An 18,905-nucleotide genomic window follows, 5' to 3' on the forward strand; every position below is an offset into this window, starting at 1 on the left:
CTCGGGATGCAAAGCCCCGACAACTTCGAGAAGTCACTACACGCGGCGGCCTGAAGCCGCACAAGCCCCCTGTCCACCGTCTTGGGGGAACCTCAGGGGTCCGCGTTGTTCGATACGCCTCGGAGACCACCCCTGTGACCTTGGCACACTGTTGGCACATCGCGTCCCAAAGTGGTCCCAAGGCTCCGCGTCGTCGAATAGCAAACAGGATTCGAACCTGCGACCCCTTGACCCCCAGTTAACGAAAAATGCCCGAAAGGGATACTTGGTGCACATAACACCCGTTGCGTTCGCATGCTTATCGAGAATACCAGCAGGTCACGGGCATTACGGGCGCATCGGGTGGTCCATGATTGGTCCATCGAACGCAGAGCCAGAAGCGAACTGGTCCATGATTGGTCCACGACAAACAGGATGTTCTTTTCCGGAAATACCAACCTCTCAGCAGCCAGACGCCCAAGGACACGGGTTGCCGCGAGACCGGTTGCACCCGCATATGACTTGGGCGCGCGTTCCCCTGATCCAGCGCCAGATGCGGATGGGCGCTGACCGGATGGAAGTGGTCGGCCTCGAAATCGTCGAGTGAGAAACGCCGTGCGGCGTAGTCGATTCGCTGCCCACATCGCCAGCACGACAGTCGCTTGGCACGCAGTTCGGCGACGATGACCCGCCACCGATGCGTCTGGCGCTGGTCCCTCGCCGCCGTCGCTCACCGCGATGCTCAGCCGACCGAGACCACGCTGCCCAGATCCATCGGGGCGCTCGCGGAACCGTTGGCCAGCTGACCGGCCGCGATCGACCACAGGCTGAGCTGCGGAAACACAAGCATACCAATACCTTTCGGGATGTGTGATCGGAAGACGCTCCGGGCGAATGGCATTCAAGGAACGCACTATTGGCTGCACGCCCGCGGCGCACACACAACCGGCGCGAACTCCTACCGCGAGCTGGTCGACCTACTCGACCCCGAAATGCGGAATCGAGCGCGCAGTGTGCCGTAGCGGGCCGGTCGGTACGAAAACCGTACGATCGTACCCTTTTTCAGCCGAAGCACGCCCGTCACGAATTCCGTTGCCCTACAGTAGAAATCGTATGAGATTCGCCCTCTCGGGATGTTCCGACGGCGCTGCCGGAGCCTGTTTCGCACGAACCCACCAGTTGTTGTTCAACCCGTGTACTTCGGGTTTGTTCTGTGCAATCACAAAGGGGAATGACGATGACGCAAGAGGCCAGGATTGATGTCGCGATGACGCCGCAGAAGGCGGCGGGAGATTTGGCGGCCCCGGAACTGTACGAATTGGCCAGGATGGCCGAGGCCGGACCGTGGTTCGGTATGCCGACCACCAGATCGAATGAGCCGGCTCGGCCGCCGGATTTCGAATGGCCACTCGTCTCCGAGCACCCCTACCTCGGGAAATACGGTAAGGGCACGGCCGCGGTCTATCTGGGCAACGGTCATGAGCGGCTGATCCGCCCGATGATCTTCGCCGACGGATTCAACTACGGTCGCAGCGATCTCGATGGGCTGTGGCAGTGGTTCAACGAGCCCTACTCCGACGCGGGTGAGCGACTGTTCGACCAACTGCTGGCCGCGGGCATCGATATCGTGCTGCTCGGCTTCGACACCCGGCACGATTACGCGCAGGTCAACGCCGGTGTGGCGCGGGCGTGCATCGAGAAGGTGAAATCCGAACGCTCGGGCAAGGCCAAACTCATCACCGGCGGGGTGAGTATGGGCGGCCTGATCACCCGCTACGCCTTGGCCGCGATGGAAGCGGACCCCAACGCGGATCACCAGACCGAGACCTATCTGTCCTGGGATTCACCGCACAACGGGGCATGGGTGCCGCTGATCCTGCAGCAGATGGCGCACTTCTTCGAATCCTTCGAAGCGCTCGACCCGACCAAGCCGAGTAAGGCGGCGCTGCTGCGCAGCCCGGCAGCCCAACAGCTGTTGTGGGCATGGGCGGAGAACTCGAAGTATTCGGGTCCGGTGACCACGGCGTCACCGTTGCGCGCTCAATTTCTGCAGGAGCTGACACAGCTCGGCGGCTTCCCGAAGCAGCCGACCAAACTGGGTGTCGCCAACGGCCGCGCCGACGGGCAGGGGCCTGCGCTGCCGCCTGGCGAGGTCGTCTTCGACAAGAAGTTCCTCGGCGGCATCGCCGGTAGCGCGACCGCGCGCTATCAGCCCGATCTGGGCGATCGGCAGCCGATCGGCGGTATGCACCTCGGGCTGACCATGCGCCGCTCGACAACGACCGCGGTGCCCGCGCTGGACGGTGCGCCCGGCGGCACTCTGGATTCGTTCGGTCAGGTCGCCACCGCGCTCGGGATCGAACTGCCGGAGGACAAGCGCTGGAGCTGTTTCGTGCCCTCGGTCAGCTCGGTCGCGCTGAAATTCGACCCGCTCACCTGGCCGGTCGACCTGCACAAGGACCTGCGCGAACTGTCGGCGAACGAAACCGAACTCACCGAATACTGTTGCAACATCGAGAATTCCGAGCATTCGGTAGTGACGCCGACCCTCGCGGAATGGGTATTGCGCAAGATCGCGAAATAGCCGACGGCCGACCCTGCCACCGAATTCCGGTGGCAGGGTCCACGCAACAGGGCGGTATCACGCCCGTTGTAGCGAACACCATCACCGGCGGAGTCATCGCGGGGACGATGCTGCCCGACCGTCCTGCGTGGGAGGATTCCGACGAACTTGTTGTGCCACGTGACCGAACCGTCTGGCCTGCCCTCTCACCGCGAATCGTGGTGAGCGACAACTCATGTGGAGTACGATGTCGGCCGAATTTCTCACTCGTCGATCAGCTGAGTGTATGCGGGCAGTGCGGGGTTCGAGCTGGGCGTATTACCGCACACGCATATCGCATTACCGATCAGGAGTACGCGATGCCGCTGTGCGGGCGCATGGTGGGCGAGAACACATCAACGTTCGAGGACTCAGTTGGGAGCACCGGTGAATCAGTTGCCCGCCAAGGCCATTGGGACCAGCGAGACTCGCACTGCGGAGTTTTATCACGGTCCAGCCGATGCCGTATTCGACGTGGGCATGCCGCGGCAGGCATGCGCCCAGGTGATGATGGAGCGGGTGCAGCCGCTGGTGGCTGACCGCGACGGGGATCCGGTGACGTGTATCTCGCTGACCTATCGCCCCGGCGCGGCCGATCCACTGGCCGATGGCTTGGCGTCGCAGTTCGCGCCGGACGGCACACTACGGTATCTGGAATGCGAATTCTCTTGCTTCAACGACGAATTCGCCGATACATACTTCGCCGCGGTGTGGTGGTCGGTGACGGCACTGTCGTGCAGCGGCCGGATCGGTGCCGGTGGTACGAAACTGGGCCGGAGCACGCCCTTCTCGGTGAGCTTGGCCAGCCAGACCGCATCCAGGCGGTCAGGGCCTCGCCGCTACTGAGGACAAGCGCTCAGGCCGAGCCCTGTGTTCCGTGGAGCACAGGGCTCGGCGACGAGGTCGAACATCGCCACAGGCGCGGTTCAGGCACCGAGGAGGAGTTGGTCGTATGCGCCGCTGAGATAGGCGGCGACGCCGGGGCCTCCTCGGCCGATGTCGGCCATTTCGAAGAGCAACCCGTCCACCGTGTGGTGGTAGTTGATCGTCCCGCCGGTGCCTACATCCAGGTCTGTCTGCACGAGTGGCAAACCACCCGCGGCAAGCCGCTCCGATTCTTGGGGCACGTCATCAGACCACATGCCGATGTGATGTAGACCCGGCTTATCCCAGATGGTGTCCGGAACCTGTTGCATCAGTTCCAGATAGGCCGGACCCTGCTTGGAGTAGACAAGCCGGGGTGCGACGGTTTTGGCGACCACACCATCGACGAGTATCTGCGTGGGGGCATTGAACGGCGTGTGCCATTCCATTCCCAGGTTTTCGCTCAATTCGAGCATGGCTCGCTCGAGGTCTGTGACGACGATGCCGATGTGGTACGCCGGAAGAAGAGTAGACATTTCTTATTCCCTTCCATAAGTGTGTAGCCGAACCTGCGGTGCCTCCTGATCGAGGCCTGTGTCGAATCTCGCATGCGTCGACCATTCGGATGGAAATTGCAGGAAACTGAAATGATGGGCAGTCCGACGCACGAATCCGCAGGGCTCGACGAGCTCGACCTCGCTCTGGTCAATGCTCTGCAGATCTACCCACGCGCTCCGTGGACCCTGCTCGGGCCGGTCCTCGGCCTCGACCCCGCCACCCTGACGCGCCGGTGGGCGCGGCTGACCAGCACCGGCCACGCCTGGGTCACCACCACCGCCACCCATGCCTACGTCAACGAGACCTGCACCGCTGTGGTCGAGATCAATTGCGCCCCAGGACAATCGCTACACATGGCCACCGCCGTGGCCCATGACTCGAACACGCTGATGGTCGACCGGCTCGCAGGTGATCGGGACCTGCTGCTCGTCGTGTTCACCGACGACCTACCCGCGATGGACCACTACCTCACCGACCGGCTCGGCCGGCTACCCGGCGTCCAGCGCATCGCCAGCCACATCATGACCGGCTACTTCACCGAAACAGGATCCTGGCGCCTGGACGCCCTCGGCCCCGAACAATGCGCCCGCATCGAAGCCGCACACCCACACCCGCACCGTCAACCAGCAGAGCCTGACACCCGTGACCGAGAACTGGTGCAACTACTCCACGCCGACGGTCGACGCAGCTACGCCGACCTGGCTGATCACCTGGGCGTGAGCCCGGCGACCGCGCGAACCCGCCTCCACCGACTTCAGGCCACCGGCCATCTCGCGTTGCAATGCGACTTCGCCCGTCCCCTCGTCGGCTGGCCCGTGACAGCGGTCTACTGGGCCAGCGTGCCCACCAGCCACACCGCCGAAACAGGTCGCGCATTGGCCCGCTTTCCCGAAACCCGGTTCTGCCTCACCGTCGCGGGCCCCCACAACATCATCTTCGCCGCCTACCTGCACTCCATCGCCGACAGCGACCGCTTCGAAGCCGAGCTGTCTGCACGGCTACCTCAACTCGCCATCGGCGACCGAGCCATCGCCTTGCACACAGTCAAGGCCTACAGCCGCCTGCTGGACCCGCAGGGCCGCTGCATCGGCGCTATCCCACCGAGCGCCTGGCCCAACCCATCGACCGTCGATTCCTAGGAAAGAGCTGCGGCGCAACGTCTCCCACTGCCGCGGAACCTGCCACCACAGTTCCCCGCAGGGTATCGGGGGCTAGGTCGTGATCATCGGCAGTATGTGCAGGCGGGCGAATTCGCGGAGTTGTTCGCGGGTTTCGAGGTCGGGTGGCCCGTCGGGAATGAGGACCAGCGAATGCACGAGCCGGACCAGGATCGCGGCGAGGCCGTCGACGTCGGGGGGGTCGGGCAGGCCGAGTTCTGTTCTGGCGCGGCGAATTTGGTCGGCCACGAAGAATGTCCCAGCGCGCAGGGCGGCACCGGCGTCGATGGTGACCTGCGGCAGGATCTCGTCTCGATCCACGGCGAGCAGATGTTTGAGTAGCGCGTTCTCGCGGAGCAGTGTCACGGTGGTCGCGCAGCCTTCGGCGATGCGTTCGGCGACATCGGTGATCTCGCCGATCTCAGCTTCTATGCGGGTCAGCATGCGGCGAACCTCGTAAAGGACTGCCGCGCGGACGATCGCGTCCTTGGACCCCATTCGGCGATACAGCGTGGTCCGGTTCACGCCGGCGCGCCGCGCGATGTCATCGGTGCTGGCGCGTTTGATCCCGACCAGGGTGAATTGCTCGAGCGCGGCCTCGATGATGCGCACGTCCACCTCATCGGCGACCTGATCGTCGCCGACCACCAGCGACCACAGTCCAGCCGGTGCGTTCACTCCGATCACCTCCTCCACCCGGGCGAGCCTATCGCGCGGAGACCTGCAGCCTTGTTGTGCAACGATAGCACTGATACCGTTGCATCGTATCGCGGGCGATGGTGCTCACGGGCATGATGAGGAGGCCGAACGATGCCAGGCAGCGAAGAAGCGCATGCGATCGACGCAGGCAGCGACCCGGCGGGACTTCCGATCGGCCCGGGTTCGCTGACTTGGCGATTGCTGGGCGATCGTCGACAGTTGTTGTTTCTCGGGCGTACGGGGACCTTGCAGAACATGCATCCCGCGGTCGGCGCGGCACTGCAGGATCATTCGAATTTCTTCGACGACCCGTGGGATCGGCTGATGCGATCCATTCCGCAGATCCTCGGCGTCATCTACGACGCGCCGCAGGCGGGCACCGCCATCAAAGTGCGCGACTATCACAAGAGCCTCAAGGGCACCGACCCGAAGGGTCGGCGCTATCACGCGCTCAATCCGGACGTCTTCTGGTGGACCCACGCCACCTTCATCGAGACGCTGATCGCGATGGAGGAATACTTCGGCACCGGGCTGACCGCGGCCGAGAAAGACCAGCTCATCGCCGAAGGCATCACCTGGTGGCAGCAGTACGGTCTGTCGATGTCGCCGACACTCACCGATTACACCGAGTTCACCGTTTACTGGGACCGGATGCTTGCCATGGGACTGGAGTCCAACGCGACCACCGATTACGCCGTCAGCGCGACCAGCCGCAAGATTCCGCCGCCACCCGGCGTCCCCGCACTGCTGTGGACCGCTGTGCAACGCCCGGTCACAGCCTTCAATGTCTGGTTGCTGACCGCGTTGATGCCCGAACGCGGCCGCGAAATCCTCGAACTGTCCTGGACCCGCCGCGACCAAGCGGCGTTCCGGGTCTTTGCCGGTGTGGTCCGGCGTGCCTGGCCGCTGGTGCCGGAGCGGGTTCGTTACTTCCCCCGCGCCTACGACAACATCCAGCGCGTACGAGCCGAGCGGCGTGCGGCGTGACAAACAGCCGGCCCATGTCCGATGATGTCGCCCGCCTTCCCGCACACCGGGATTGGATCAGCAGCCGCGTGGCCGTCGCCGCTGCGCTCGCAGCATGTGCGGCGACGGTGCTCGGCGCCGCCACACTGGATCAGCGCATCGCTGTCGAAATCACCGCGCTCCTGGTAGCGATGATGTACGGCGTCTACTTCGGTTTCGCCATCGCAGAGGGCACCGCGCGCGATCTGGCCATCGAGAGTCTGTTCATCGGTGTCGGCTGCACGACCGCGGTCCTGGCCCTGGAGCACGGACCGGGCTGGTTGGCCGTGGGATTGATCCTGCACGGGATCTGGGACCTCCTCCATCATCCCGACCACCGGATCGTGGGCACTCCCGGCGCCCCTGGCTGGTATGTGCCGTTCTGTGCGGTCTACGACTTCACCGCGGCTGTCACCGTCCTCGTTCTGCTGTGACCTGCACTGTCTGCCAGAGATTGCCTGCCAGACAGCCGATTTCACCGTCAGCTACTCATCATGTTCGAGCGGCGATGTGGCTGATTCTGCGTGAGGCACCGAAAAGTGTTGCTGCACAAGTGCATACACGGCAATTCTCCCGTTGGTCGACCTCCGTGAGGTCCTCTGGTTCGAGGGCCTGGGCGGTGAAGTCAATCATGGGAATTCCCTTTCAGTCTGGGAGCATGGTTGGTGGTCGCCCGAAGGGGTCCGTTCAAGTTGTTCCACCGCGCGCTTGACGCTCGGACCGAGTTACTCGGTTGGCGTTCCCCGCAACCAGAGGGCTGCTGTCATACCGCCGTCGACCGGGATGGTGGTGCCGTGCATGTTGGTTGATTCGTCACCGGCCAGGAACACCGCGGCGGCGGCGATCTCCTCGACCTGGGACAGTCGCCTGCTCGGCACGCCGGAGGCCAGGAGTTCCAGCAGCGGGCGGTCCGGTTCGTTCGATCGGTGTTCGAAAGTGCCAGGCAGGTCAGGGTGGGGGTCGAGGCCGAGGATCGCCCGGAATCGCCAGTACCCGTGGGTCTTTCAGCTCGTCTTCGATCTCCTTGTGGCCACTTCCCCGGTGCTGTACATCCGCGGACTCAGCACACCCCGCCCCACACCAACTGATTCCGTCATACCGGACCTCCCTGCCCGGACACCCGCGCTGCGAGACTTCCTCGACAGCAACCGCTTCGAGAACGACGCACCGAAACCGCGGGAACCCGCTCAAATCAGAAGAATTGACGGCCCGAGCGAGACATTCGCTCGTCTCACCGTCTGCTGCGTCCGGCTCCGCCACGGTTACCGGGACCGCCCAAGATCGTGGACGTCCCACCACGGTAAGCGGCGCGCCCACCGTGGTACTGCACGGCTCCTCCGATCCGCTGATACGACCGGCGGGCGGCCGAGCGCTCACCCGCGCGATCGGCGGAGCGCGGTCACACATCATCGACGGCTGGGGCCACGATCTGCCGCCGCAGTTGAATTCGCGACGGGCCGAACTATTGTCGAAACGACTTCCAGCGAGGCACCACCACGACGTGATGTCCTTTAACCAGGACTTCACATCGGATGAGCCACAGCTAATCCCCCTGGCCCTCCGGAATCGCGGATATTAGCCTTCACTGCGTTCGGGGCCGGACGTGCAGAGGGCGTGGCAAGGTGGGCAGACACCGCAGGAAGAGCGAGACGACGACCAACCGTTGGGGAGCTCGTGCCGCCGTGCTCGCCGGGGTCACCGCAGCCGGCCTCGGGGCGAATACCACCGCGCAGGCCCAACCGCTGTGGGCAGCAGGACCGTTGTGGCCCGGCGGACCCGCGATCCCGGCCGGACCGGAGATCCCGAATCTGCCGATAGACATGCCTGCGATCCCGGTATTGCCCGCGATCCCGGCTCTGCCCGCGATCCCCGGCCTGTCCGCACTGCTCCCGCCCGCACCCGTCACGGCGCCGTGCTCGGCACAGGCACGAGCCTGTTTCCGGCTGTCCACGAACGAGGGCTGGCTCATGGACAACGGAAAGGTCACCTATGGCGCCACCCCGGTCTCGTTCGGACGACCCGGTTACGAGACACCGCCCGGCGTCTTCCACGTCAACTTCAAAGAGATTTACCACTGGAGCACCCTGCACAACGCCGAGATGCGGTACGCGGTGTTCTTCAACGGAGATATCGCCACACACATCGGACCGATCGAGGAACCGTCGCACGGCTGCGTCCGGATGACACCCGACGGCGCCCGCGCATTCTTCGAATACCTCGAGCCGGGCGACGTGGTCGAGGTCGTGGAGTAATCGAACGCGGGAAGCGTCTGCGGCCACTGGACGCCAATCGGGCAGATAGCGGAAGGACTCGGATTGCCTGGCCACGACGTCGGATCGGTGTAGTTCGGCGACGGCGGCGGGAATGCAGCCACGGCGTACCGAGTGAAGTCGGCACGTTCACCCTGCACCGGCGCAGCCTTGCTTACGCATCTACAGCGAAATCCTGTCCGCCGAGCGCAAGGAAACTGCCGTCGAATTCTGGCATCGTGCCCGAAAGTTCTTCGCCAGCAATGGAGTCACCGTCAAACGAGTGCTGACCGACAACGGCACTTGCTACAAGTCCCGACTCTGGAGCCAGACGCTGGCCGATACCGGCATCACCCACAAACGGATCCGTCCCTACCGCCCCCAAACCAACGGCAAGGTCGAACGATTCAACCGCACCCTGCTCGAGGAATGGGCCTACGCCCGGCCCTACCGATCCGAAACCGAGCGCCACACCGCGTTCACCGACTGGCTCCACACCTACAATCACCACCGCGGCCACACCGCACTCGGCGGACACCCACCAGCCAGCCGCGTCACCAACCTCTCAGGTCAGTACACCTAACGCACGCCGTCATTTTCCACCGATAGAACACGCGCCCGAAGCCGTCCAACGCCACCTTTTGATCATGATCCGCTCTCGACATCGCTCACCGAGCGGCTTCGCCATGCGCGAATGCTCCAGCGAGCCCGGGTGTTCCGGTTCGCAGGGCCATCCTGCACACTATCCTTGACCGAGCTCGCGCTCGAGGCGAGCTCTCCGCAGAGACCGACCTGGAAATACTCATCGACCACACATACGGCGTGCCGTGGTCCCGGCTCACGGTCGCCCGCACCCCCTTGGACGCCGAAATCGCTGCGCGACTGATCGACTCGCTCCGCATCGGTGACAGCTACGACCCGTAATCGGTGACAACCACAACCATATCGGCCCCGCTCACCCGAGCACTCGAGGACTATGGCGCCGCGAAGAACGCTGAAGGCGGAATGAATTGTTCTACCGACTATTCGGAAGCATCGACGAGGACTAACGCGCGCGTCGCCGGTCCACACCGGCATCAGCGGACCTCGGCGGGTCTCGGTAGGCGCCGCGGACACGGGCCGGTCTGGTCAGCGTCAGTTCGCTCGGCGAGAACGCGAGGACGTCGCTCGACCTCGCGGGTCGCACTCGCAGATGATCAGGTTCGGACGGGTCGGCTACCGCCACAACCTTCCCGGATCTTCCCTCCGCAATACCGACCGCGTCCGCGGTGAACCACACAGTCGGCGTGCGACCGGCATCGACGGCAGCGGTGATCCGCCGGATTTCGATGTCCGACAACGATTTCGGTCCGATGCGATGAGATGGCACGGTGCACTCCGGGCGAGACTGTCAACGATCAGATACTGGACCAGCATGCCCGAGATCGGCCCGATCGCAGGCCCCGGGATCAGCGGGCCCGTTCACCACTCTCGAACACCAGTTCGACAGTGTAGTGGATGCCTTCACCTGTCGTACACCCCGCAGGCCTGTGCTGAAGTCAAGATCGGCAGGTCTGTACTGTCCCGATGCATCTGCCTGCGTAGTCGATTGAAGGTCGAGGATCTGCTGCTGCCGGTAGGGCTGCTGCTGCCACGGATCCATCGTGTCACTACTCAATTCCTCCGGCCACGGCACGGAAGGCCCCCGCGAATCATCGGACAGATACCAACTATCGGGATCGACCGCATCCGCTCCGCGGCGAACCGTTCCGACGAGGACATAACCAAGCAAGGTCACATCTGCGCCGACACCAATCCAGGCCTCGGCACGAGGGACTGACACGGCGAGCACCCCACCGGCGACGGCACGCACGATCATGGTCCATCCGAGCCAACGGAATTGCGGCGCATCGAATGCCTTGGCGGACGGCAGAAAATCCGCCCCACGACGAGAACGACCCAGACAACGATCAGATCGGACCGGTGCGCGACGCCGTCGAGTACGTTGGCGCGCTGTCCGCGACGCTGCGGTCGAATGCCCGATGCCGTCCGCAGGCGGGCCGAATACGCACAATGCGGCGCCCTCGCATTTGTTACCCCGCCTCCTCCTTGTCGACACCCGACGGTCGTTGCGAAGACATCATTAAGCATCCATCGCAGCTTGGACATCGACACATAGGGCCGTTATCAAACTGTTATGCCTACCTGAACTCGATTGAAGAAACTCCAACCTCACTGGTCGGATGACCATCTAGGCCCTAGGCTTCGAAACCGGAAGCCAACGACGGCACGAACTCCCCCGGTACCGCACCGAAATCTTACCAAGATCTCGGCGGGAATCTCGTCTGCCCAAAGTAGACGAGTTACATAATGCGATTTTCATACAACCTTACCAAGGGAAATGATGCGTTTTTTGCCAGTTACAATTCGCTCGCTATCGGCCACTGTCGGCGTGTCGGCCTTTGCCATCTGCGCCATTGCCGGGACTCCCGCGGCGACAGCAGCCCCGCAATCCCAGCCTCAGTCCGGCGGTGAAGTCGACGAGGTCATCAAGCTCACCAACTCCGAACGCGCCAAAGCCGGCTGTCCCGCCCTGAAACCCGAAAGCCACCTCAAACAAGCCGCGCAGGCCCATACCGAGGATATGGCCGCCCACGGCTACCTGGACCACAACTCATCAAAAGGAAGCCCCTTCGATCGCATGACCGCGGCGGGCTACCACTGGCAAAAAGCGGCCGAGAATATCGCCCAGGGTTACACCAGCCCGTCCGACGTGATGAAAGGGTGGATGAGTAGCCCAGGCCACCGCCAAAATATCCTCGACTGCGGGCTTCGCGATATCGGAGTGGGTTACGCCAAGAGCCGAAATGGCACCCCCTACTGGACACAAGACTTCGGGACATCCAACGGAAAAGGCTCCGATCCGGGCAAGCCCGGCGACGGGAAACCTGGCGGCGGCAAGCCCGGCGACGGGAAACCTGGCGGCGGGAAACCTGGCGGCGGCAAACCTGGCGACGGGAAACCGGGGGATGGAGATGCTGAGCTTCCGGACGATTCGGTCGACTGGCGTCCAGGTGAGGGAGGCGCTGAGCTTCCAGATGATTCGGTCGACTGGCGTCCAGGTGAAGGGGGCGCTGAGCTTCCGGATGATTCGGACGATTGGCGTCCAGGTGGCGGAGGCGACCGGTTTCCGGGAGGCCGCGACGATTGGCGGCCGGGCGGCGGCGCGGGACGTCCCGGTGACGGAGGCAACTGGGGCGATTGGAGCGATTGGCTTCCGGGAGGCGGGGGCAAGGGATCGTGGAATCCTTGGGATCCTTGGAGCCAGCGATCCGATGCGTCGTCGGGCAACAGTGATTCGTCGGAGGACCCCTCAGACGAGGAATCCGATTCGCCCAAGGATCCGCAGGACGATAGCTCCAACGACACCTTCGACTGGTTCGCAGTCCAAGATTGACAGTCGAGGTTCTCACAATGGTGAATTAGCAAGGCGGTCTTCATCGACACCGCCGCGAGGTATCGGTTGTCACGTGTGCGTGCGGCGAGTCTTTGCACTCTGCGGGTGCCCGCAGCAGTCGCTTGTCTCTCTTTATGTATGGCTCGTCCTGTTTCCGGCGCCAATCCCGATCACCCAATGGAGGACTCATGCCCGCCACCCTGCCGTGGACATGGTTGCGGCCCAGGGGCCGGTCAGGGTGAGTGTGGCGGCGGTCAGGCCGGTCAGGGTGACGGTGAGCAGCACGAGGTTGCGGGTGAGCTGAATGTGTGAGACCGGGTGGGTGGAGGTGCCGAAGCAGCGACACGGCGTGGTGGTGCCGCGGTGAGGGCGGTGGTGAACGCAGCCAATGTGAGTGCGGCCAGCCCGAACCCGGCCACCGTCATGACCGGACCGGGGATCACGAGCAACACCACGATCACCCACTCCGTGACGATCACCGCGGTAACGCGGATCCCGGTGGAGCCGCCGCGGGCGGCGGGGACCAGTCCGGTCACCGCCGCCGCGAACTCGATCCGGGCGGTGGCACCGAGCTTGGAGACGGCGGCGAGGACGAACACGACCCCGACCGCGGCCACCGTCACGCATCCGAGTAATTCACTCATCGAACGCGTTCACCGAACTACGACAGCAGCCGACATTCCGGTCACACCGCCGGGGAACATGCGATGGCACATCGGATGACATGGCCGAGCCGATCAAAGACGGAGGCCGAGATTTCCAAGTTGAACACACGGTCCGATGCAGCATTCACCAAGGCTCCCGTCCGGATTGCAAGGTTCGCCGACTCCGATGCATGCCTTGATGGGGTTGGGGCGGGTTTGCCGATGACGTACCTGTCGGTGAGGGTGTCGAGGAGTGTCTCGGCCCGTTCCAGTAGTGCGGTGGCCATGATGAACTCATCTCTTTTCTTTCTCGGTGACGCCCATTTCAGGGTGTAATGAACTGTTTCCCCGATTGTGACGGGCGTCACCTATGATGGTGTGCCCGGCATCCGCGACGCGCCAGGAACGGGTCGGTTATAACGACCCAATCAAGACCTCACGTTCACCGACGCTCCACCGTGGCGAAGACCCTGGCCTGTGATTCGGTTCGGCATCGCGCCCTTGTGGTATCGCTGGATAGCCACAGGATCGCTGGAAGGCTGCCAGAAACCGGTGAGGCGTCGAGCCGCCCCGGTCAGCTGTCGGTAACCGTTGACCCTGATCTCGATTGCCTGGCGTTCACGAAGCAGATTCAGCCGAACGGCGACTGCCCCGCCAGACTCGGAAAAGCATCCGGGGGCTGATCAGCGTGGCAGGGTGTGCAACGAGATTTGTCACGCGCCCGAAGGCGGCGCCAACATAGGGATCGGCCGCCGCCGCGGCGTATATCCTGCAAATATAGGCCGTTGCGATTCTGCCCCTGCGCGTTCTGGCACCCTCGACGCACGGCAGTCGCAAGTCCGCGGTAGACGCGACTGCCCACGCGACGTCCACGATTGTCGTGATCTTCCGAAGGTACCGCCTGGTCAGACCGCTGGTACTGCGATGAAGGCATTGCCGCAGGAAAATCGCCTCCGCGGCGGCCACACTCATCCCTTGTGCGTAAATCGGGTTGAAGCAGCACACCGTATCGCCGAGCGGTATATAGCCCTCGGGTAGATCATCTGCATCGTAGAACCTGCGCACTGCCGCCGGGATGCGATAACGCGCCGCTTCCTCGTCCAAGGGCATCGCGGTCGTCAGTATCTCTGTCAGTGCGGGCACGCCCAGCGTTGCGGCGAACTCATAGAATCCGCTCGGATCCATGGGCGGTGCGTCGTGGAAATAGCCGCCGAGAGTCACGACCCAGCGGTCGCCCTCCTGCGCAGATATCGAACCTGCTCTGGGGTTGTTCGGCCGCGCGCCGACCAAGACCGCGAGATCGCCCTCGAGATGCGCACTTTCGCGGCGAAAATGGCGCGTGGCGTAGCCGAGTTGGATATTTAATTCGACCTTCCTCGGTCTGGGAAATCCACGCTTTTCCAGCCATGACTGGGTCTGCGAGCCCCGACCGGATGCGTCGACAATCATATCAGCGGCAATGACTTCGACCGCACCGCTCCCCCGGCTCACAGCCAATCCCGCGACAGCCCGGCTATGCGGGTTGACGATAATATCGACCGCTGCACATCGATCGATTATCTCGACGTTATCGATGCTCTCAACTCTGTTGCGCAGGCGCCATTCGAGGAGCGATCGGCTTGCGGTTATGACCTGGATACCCGAAGTAGAATGCGCAACGAAATGGTCGTCGAAGACAATGCGGAAGTCGGTGAGGGCGTCACCGATCGATGCGCCGTGATCGACCATTTCCCGGGTAAACCCTGGGAACAATTCTTCCAGAGAGTTCAGCCCTCGCCCCAGTAGGGCGTGTGCGTGGGCGCCTTGCGGGATACGACGTCGCAACGATGCATCGTCGGGCAGAATGTCGTGTTCCACAACGGTCACATCGACGAAGAACTCGCTCATCACCCGCGCGGCCAGGAGCCCGCCGATTCCCGCTCCGATCACAACTGCCCGCGAACCTGTCGGCCTTCGGTCAGCTGCCCGCATGATCGGAAACAGCCTCCCGCGTTTCGGCTCCTTTTTGGCGTCTCGTGTTGCCGTCACTACTGACGATCGTCCACTCGATGCGATGCCAGTTGACTACTCGCTGAACTGACGCGAACAGATAGGTCTCGCAGTGTTCGCTCCATGTGCTCAATCCTCGCCTTCGTCCAGACAAAGCAAGACGACACCGGTCGAATCCACGTAGCAGATCGTCTCGAACGGACCGGCGCTATCACCCATGGCGCTGATCTCCGCTCTGCCGACGATGTCGAGGATAACCTTGTTGCTCGAGGTGACTGTTCCATTCCTCCGGCGTGTTCGAATCTGATACCGAATATGCGCCAGCACCAGCGGAGAATAACGAAGCCAGGCAACTGGGTCCCGTCGACGTGGCGGTACGGATTCCCGAAACCAGGGCACGCGCAAACGCGAATGCAGCTGCGGGCCAGCAGATTACGAAAGGGCGGTTGGAATGCCGGTGACCCGCGTCGACGTCGACCGCGACGTCTGCCAGTCGTCGGGCCACTGTGCACGCACCGCACCGACTGTTTTCGCGGCCACGGATGCGCAGGGCAACCGTGTTACCGGACCGATCGAAGTCCCCCGTCGGCAGGCGGAACTGGGGGATACTGCGGCTTGGGAATGCCCGGCCGGTGCCATCGTCGTCTCGCCACATTAGGAGAAACGCATGTTCGGTCCTGGATCACTGCTGTACGAGTCGTATGGTGACCGTCGTGGCTATCTGGTGGCTCCGGTCGAGGGGCTGCTGCAATTGATGTATCCGGCCCTTGGGCGCGGTGTCGAACAGCATTCGGCGTTCTACAGTGAGCCATTGCAGCGGTTGCTCCGGTCGGTGCCCCAGATCCAGGGCATCATCTTCGACGGCACCGCGGCCGCCGAAACAGCCCATCGCGTCAGGGATTTCCATCGCGACATCAAGGGACAGATGCCCGATGGCAGCCATTACCACGCGTTGAACCCCGAAACCTACTTCTGGGCCCACGCCACGTTCCTCGACGCCGCCTTCCGCGTCACCGACCTCTACTTCGCTCGGCCCTGCTCGCCGGAGCAGAAGGCTGCGCTCTACCGAGAAGGCGTGCAGTGGTGGCAGATGTACGGCCTCTCCGACCGCGTCGTGCCACCCACCTACCAGGACTTCTGCGAGTACTGGAACCACATGCTGCACAACGTGATCGAACCGACCCCGGCCGCTCGTGAACTGGTGCGCTTCTTCCGCTCACCCGAGACGATGCCCCAGCCATGGGTACCGAACCTGTTGTGGCGCTTGGGTTCACCGGCAATGAGCCAGGCATGGCTACGCGTCGGGGTGGGTGCCCTGCCGCCGGTGGTGCGTGAAATGTTCGACATCCCTTGGACACGCGCCAATCAGGCCGCCTTCGACATCTTCCGCAAGACCATCGCCTATACCTGGCCCGTGCTGCCCTACCGGCTGCGAGTTATGCCGCGCGCTCGCGCCGCCTACCGGCGCGACGGACGCCTCGGCCTCGAAACCGCTCGTCGACTCGCGGTGACTCCGACGACTACGAATCCACCGGCCGCCTGAGGCGCGCTGGTTGCGGTATGCCCGCAAGCGGGGAATCCTCGCCGCCTACACCGATCCGCTGCTCAACCTCCTGGCAATCAAGGACCGCATGAAGCGTGCGTTTCCCCGGCTCGAGGACGTCGGCAACGTTGCCCCTTGGATTTTCGACCACTACTCCAAAGGCGTACTGACCGATCGTGACAATGAGAAGGACCAGGTCGTCGCGCTTTTGAAAGTCGCGATGGGGGTCTATCGGGAAACCCCGCAGACCGCGCATCTCCTCCGCCGCTTACGGCCGTGCGTCGAGTTCAACAAGTACTGGACTTCCCACACTCGCATCGCCTACGGCCGAGACACCACCGACTACCTGCGCTGGCGCGATCAATCCACCGGCGAAGAGTTCTCGGCCTACATCTCGGCAATGAACGTAGAGGCCAAAGACGTTCTGCTGTACCTCGCGGTGCCTGTACCGGACCCGACGCGTCCGGAACGGGCCTGAACCCGTTCGCTACCGCGGCGCGACTCCACACCATCCGAGCATTCCCACCGCTTCCGACACCGCCTTGCTCGGGTCTTATCGGGACGCAAGCCTCCTCTTCCCTCTCGGTCTTCCGGGTTTGCCGGCTAACTCGCCGGGCTCGAGGATCCCTTTCCTGCGCGCCTGGACAAGCCAGCTCCGCACCGTCTCCGGCTGCGCCTGCCGTTTCGGATCAGGTTCGATCGAGTAGGCGATGTACTGCAGGATCGGTCGGCCGAGCCGACGAGCTTCCCGGCCGTACTGCGCCACCTGGCAGAGGAATTCGTCGGTGAGCTTACGGGGACGGCCGTAGCGCTGAGGAGCCTTCTGCGGCGACATCGGCACCCGAGTATGCCGCTCAGGCGCGGCCAACCGGTTGGGGATGTTGTCCACATCGGCGAGCGCTGTGAGCAAACCCGACCCTGCCGCAGCCGCGATCCGGGCTAACGGGATGGCCTTGAGGTCGGCGTTGGTGATCGCGATGTCGCCGAAACCGGGCGGTGAGTAGATCCGCAGATCCACGACGCGAGGCGGCTCATCCTGTTCCTCTATCACCCGAACCTCGATCCGAAACGGCCAACCCGCGAGTTGCACAACCGCGCGATGACCGGATCCGCCCGAAGCCAGGGCATCTTGGATCTCTCGCGCTGGATTGGTCCGACAGAGACCGGCTACAGGGTGCGGCCGCCGTACCACAAAGGCGATCTCACCGCGCCTAGCCAGCGGGTGGACGGCTTCCAGCGGGCTTCTGGTGTTGGATTTGTTTCCTTCCACTTTTCCAACGGTATCCGGCATCGAGACAGCAGCGCTGTACCCGCAGCATGGAGTACATGACGGCACACGCTCGAGACGGTCTCGAAAGGTTATTGAGCGCGCCAACTCTCTCCGCCAACGAGACTGCGCAACTTCTCGGACTTGCCCGATCGACTGTGTACGCCGGGATAAAGGCCGGCGAGATACCCGCGGTTCGAGTACGCCGAAGTGTGCGGGTCCCTTCCAGTTGGGTCCGTCGAGTTCTTCAGGTCGACGACAGCCCAGAGGACCCCGTCTCGGACAACTAACCCTCGTAGATCACAAACACTCTCAGGCTGCCGCACACACGTTCACCATCGGCCTACCTTCCTTGATCGCGTTTCGCGACCGAACGCAGCGGCCGCCAACTCCCTTGCCCACTAATCCCATTCGATCTGCGCTGCCTCGGTGACGACACGTTATCGCCGCAGTCCGGCCCAGTCGCGTCACCCCACACCTCGTCAGAACAGGAGGTTTGGAGTGTTCCCGGTTTCGTGGACACCGGGTCAAGCCGCGATTTGACTGATTTCCCTGTACCCTAACTCGTATTGCCTTGGTGTCAAATAACCGAGCGTCGAATGTGGGCGAACGGTGTTGTAGTAGAACTCAATCCAGCCGAACGTCTCCTTCTCCAGAGACGTCACCGTCGGCCACGGACGAGTGTGGACGAGCTCTTTCTTGTAGGTCGCGAAGAACGATTCTGCGACAGCATTATCGAAGCATGAACCCGTACGCCCGAGCGATCGTCGTACACCATTGACGGTGCAGAATTCGGCGAATTCCTTGGATGTGTATTGGACGGATTCAACTGGTCGTTGCAACACCTCGATTCTGGAGGTGTGTGTTGGCGTATGGGAAGCGGCAGATCGAGGTTCGCGCGTATCGAGGGCAG

The 18,905-nt window shown here is 63.2% G+C and carries 21 protein-coding genes and 1 pseudogene; 13 read left to right on the forward strand and 9 right to left on the reverse strand.

The window, feature by feature from the left end; translation table 11 throughout:
- Positions 1-1,216 precede the first annotated feature (1,216 nt).
- Positions 1,217-2,563, forward strand: coding sequence for a hypothetical protein (locus tag ACIA76_RS42810; RefSeq protein ID WP_397161207.1), 1,347 nt, complete (start codon positions 1,217-1,219; stop codon positions 2,561-2,563).
- Positions 2,564-2,977: 414 nt separating this feature from the next.
- Positions 2,978-3,427, forward strand: coding sequence for a hypothetical protein (locus tag ACIA76_RS42815; protein WP_397161209.1), 450 nt, complete (start codon positions 2,978-2,980; stop codon positions 3,425-3,427).
- 80 nt (positions 3,428-3,507) lie between these two features.
- Here ACIA76_RS42815 and ACIA76_RS42820 read toward each other — a convergent pair whose 3' ends face one another.
- Positions 3,508-3,981 (reverse strand): VOC family protein, encoded by a 474-nt coding sequence (locus ACIA76_RS42820; RefSeq protein ID WP_397161211.1) that lies wholly within the window; start codon positions 3,979-3,981, stop codon positions 3,508-3,510.
- Between the two features lie 111 nt (positions 3,982-4,092).
- On the opposite strand from ACIA76_RS42820, the gene ACIA76_RS42825 reads away from it, so the two are divergent.
- Positions 4,093-5,142: an Lrp/AsnC family transcriptional regulator gene (locus ACIA76_RS42825; RefSeq protein ID WP_397161213.1), complete on the forward strand. Its 1,050-nt coding sequence runs from the start codon at positions 4,093-4,095 to the stop codon at positions 5,140-5,142.
- 72 nt (positions 5,143-5,214) lie between these two features.
- Here the strand turns inward: ACIA76_RS42825 and ACIA76_RS42830 are convergent, their stop codons facing one another.
- On the reverse strand, positions 5,215-5,838 hold the full coding sequence (locus tag ACIA76_RS42830; protein WP_397161215.1) for a TetR/AcrR family transcriptional regulator: 624 nt from the start codon (positions 5,836-5,838) through the stop codon (positions 5,215-5,217).
- A 132-nt stretch (positions 5,839-5,970) separates the two neighbouring features.
- Here ACIA76_RS42830 and ACIA76_RS42835 point away from each other — a divergent pair, with 132 nt between their 5' ends.
- A complete protein-coding gene (locus ACIA76_RS42835) occupies positions 5,971-6,846 on the forward strand; it encodes an oxygenase MpaB family protein (protein WP_397161217.1) in 876 nt (291 codons plus the stop codon).
- Between the two features lie 14 nt (positions 6,847-6,860).
- Complete coding sequence (locus ACIA76_RS42840; RefSeq protein ID WP_397161219.1) at positions 6,861-7,298, forward strand: hypothetical protein; 438 nt, start codon at positions 6,861-6,863, stop codon at positions 7,296-7,298.
- Between the two features lie 291 nt (positions 7,299-7,589).
- On the opposite strand, the gene ACIA76_RS42845 is transcribed toward ACIA76_RS42840, so the two are convergent.
- The gene (locus ACIA76_RS42845) at positions 7,590-7,838 is read right to left on the reverse strand and encodes an SDR family oxidoreductase (RefSeq protein ID WP_397161243.1); all 249 of its coding nucleotides are present in this window, start codon (positions 7,836-7,838) and stop codon (positions 7,590-7,592) included.
- A gap of 648 nt (positions 7,839-8,486) precedes the next feature.
- Here ACIA76_RS42845 and ACIA76_RS42850 point away from each other — a divergent pair.
- The 3 genes and pseudogenes from ACIA76_RS42850 to ACIA76_RS42860 all read left to right on the forward strand — a co-directional run bounded on the left by ACIA76_RS42850 (position 8,487) and on the right by ACIA76_RS42860 (position 10,037).
- The gene (locus ACIA76_RS42850; RefSeq protein WP_397161221.1) at positions 8,487-9,116 is read left to right on the forward strand and encodes a L,D-transpeptidase family protein; all 630 of its coding nucleotides are present in this window, start codon (positions 8,487-8,489) and stop codon (positions 9,114-9,116) included.
- A gap of 181 nt (positions 9,117-9,297) precedes the next feature.
- Positions 9,298-9,696, forward strand: a pseudogene (locus ACIA76_RS42855) (integrase core domain-containing protein); the annotation flags it as partial.
- 149 nt (positions 9,697-9,845) lie between these two features.
- On the forward strand, positions 9,846-10,037 hold the full coding sequence (locus ACIA76_RS42860) for a TetR-like C-terminal domain-containing protein (protein WP_397161245.1): 192 nt from the start codon (positions 9,846-9,848) through the stop codon (positions 10,035-10,037).
- A gap of 466 nt (positions 10,038-10,503) precedes the next feature.
- On the opposite strand, the gene ACIA76_RS42865 is transcribed toward ACIA76_RS42860, so the two are convergent.
- Entirely contained in the window at positions 10,504-10,971 is a 468-nt protein-coding gene (locus tag ACIA76_RS42865; protein WP_397161223.1) for a hypothetical protein, read from the reverse strand.
- A 522-nt stretch (positions 10,972-11,493) separates the two neighbouring features.
- On the opposite strand from ACIA76_RS42865, the gene ACIA76_RS42870 reads away from it, so the two are divergent.
- On the forward strand, positions 11,494-12,549 hold the full coding sequence (locus ACIA76_RS42870) for a CAP domain-containing protein (protein ID WP_397161225.1): 1,056 nt from the start codon (positions 11,494-11,496) through the stop codon (positions 12,547-12,549).
- 263 nt (positions 12,550-12,812) lie between these two features.
- On the opposite strand, the gene ACIA76_RS42875 is transcribed toward ACIA76_RS42870, so the two are convergent.
- The 3 genes from ACIA76_RS42875 to ACIA76_RS42885 all read right to left on the reverse strand — a co-directional run bounded on the left by ACIA76_RS42875 (position 12,813) and on the right by ACIA76_RS42885 (position 15,509).
- On the reverse strand, positions 12,813-13,193 hold the full coding sequence (locus tag ACIA76_RS42875) for a MauE/DoxX family redox-associated membrane protein (RefSeq protein WP_397161227.1): 381 nt from the start codon (positions 13,191-13,193) through the stop codon (positions 12,813-12,815).
- Between the two features lie 618 nt (positions 13,194-13,811).
- Positions 13,812-15,122, reverse strand: a complete 1,311-nt coding sequence (locus ACIA76_RS42880) for an NAD(P)/FAD-dependent oxidoreductase (RefSeq protein ID WP_397161228.1) — start codon at positions 15,120-15,122, stop codon at positions 13,812-13,814.
- A 189-nt stretch (positions 15,123-15,311) separates the two neighbouring features.
- Positions 15,312-15,509: a hypothetical protein gene (locus tag ACIA76_RS42885; RefSeq protein WP_397161230.1), complete on the reverse strand. Its 198-nt coding sequence runs from the start codon at positions 15,507-15,509 to the stop codon at positions 15,312-15,314.
- Between the two features lie 124 nt (positions 15,510-15,633).
- Between ACIA76_RS42885 and ACIA76_RS42890 the strand changes: the two genes are divergently transcribed.
- From ACIA76_RS42890 to ACIA76_RS42900, 3 genes are read left to right on the forward strand one after another with little or no spacing between them, the layout of a single operon-like run.
- A complete protein-coding gene (locus ACIA76_RS42890) occupies positions 15,634-15,840 on the forward strand; it encodes a ferredoxin (protein ID WP_397161232.1) in 207 nt (68 codons plus the stop codon).
- Between the two features lie 9 nt (positions 15,841-15,849).
- Positions 15,850-16,725, forward strand: a complete 876-nt coding sequence (locus tag ACIA76_RS42895) for an oxygenase MpaB family protein (protein ID WP_397161234.1) — start codon at positions 15,850-15,852, stop codon at positions 16,723-16,725.
- A 10-nt stretch (positions 16,726-16,735) separates the two neighbouring features.
- Positions 16,736-17,203, forward strand: a complete 468-nt coding sequence (locus tag ACIA76_RS42900) for a hypothetical protein (protein ID WP_397161236.1) — start codon at positions 16,736-16,738, stop codon at positions 17,201-17,203.
- A 75-nt stretch (positions 17,204-17,278) separates the two neighbouring features.
- On the opposite strand, the gene ACIA76_RS42905 is transcribed toward ACIA76_RS42900, so the two are convergent.
- A complete protein-coding gene (locus ACIA76_RS42905) occupies positions 17,279-17,743 on the reverse strand; it encodes a hypothetical protein (RefSeq protein WP_397161238.1) in 465 nt (154 codons plus the stop codon).
- A gap of 308 nt (positions 17,744-18,051) precedes the next feature.
- On the opposite strand from ACIA76_RS42905, the gene ACIA76_RS42910 reads away from it, so the two are divergent.
- Entirely contained in the window at positions 18,052-18,282 is a 231-nt protein-coding gene (locus ACIA76_RS42910) for a helix-turn-helix transcriptional regulator (protein ID WP_397161239.1), read from the forward strand.
- A gap of 237 nt (positions 18,283-18,519) precedes the next feature.
- On the opposite strand, the gene ACIA76_RS42915 is transcribed toward ACIA76_RS42910, so the two are convergent.
- A partial coding sequence (locus ACIA76_RS42915; protein ID WP_397161241.1) for an integrase core domain-containing protein occupies positions 18,520-18,905 on the reverse strand: 386 nt, incomplete at its 5' end.

This window comes from Nocardia sp. NPDC051570 (genome assembly GCF_044454005.1).
Taxonomy (GTDB): domain Bacteria; phylum Actinomycetota; class Actinomycetes; order Mycobacteriales; family Mycobacteriaceae; genus Nocardia.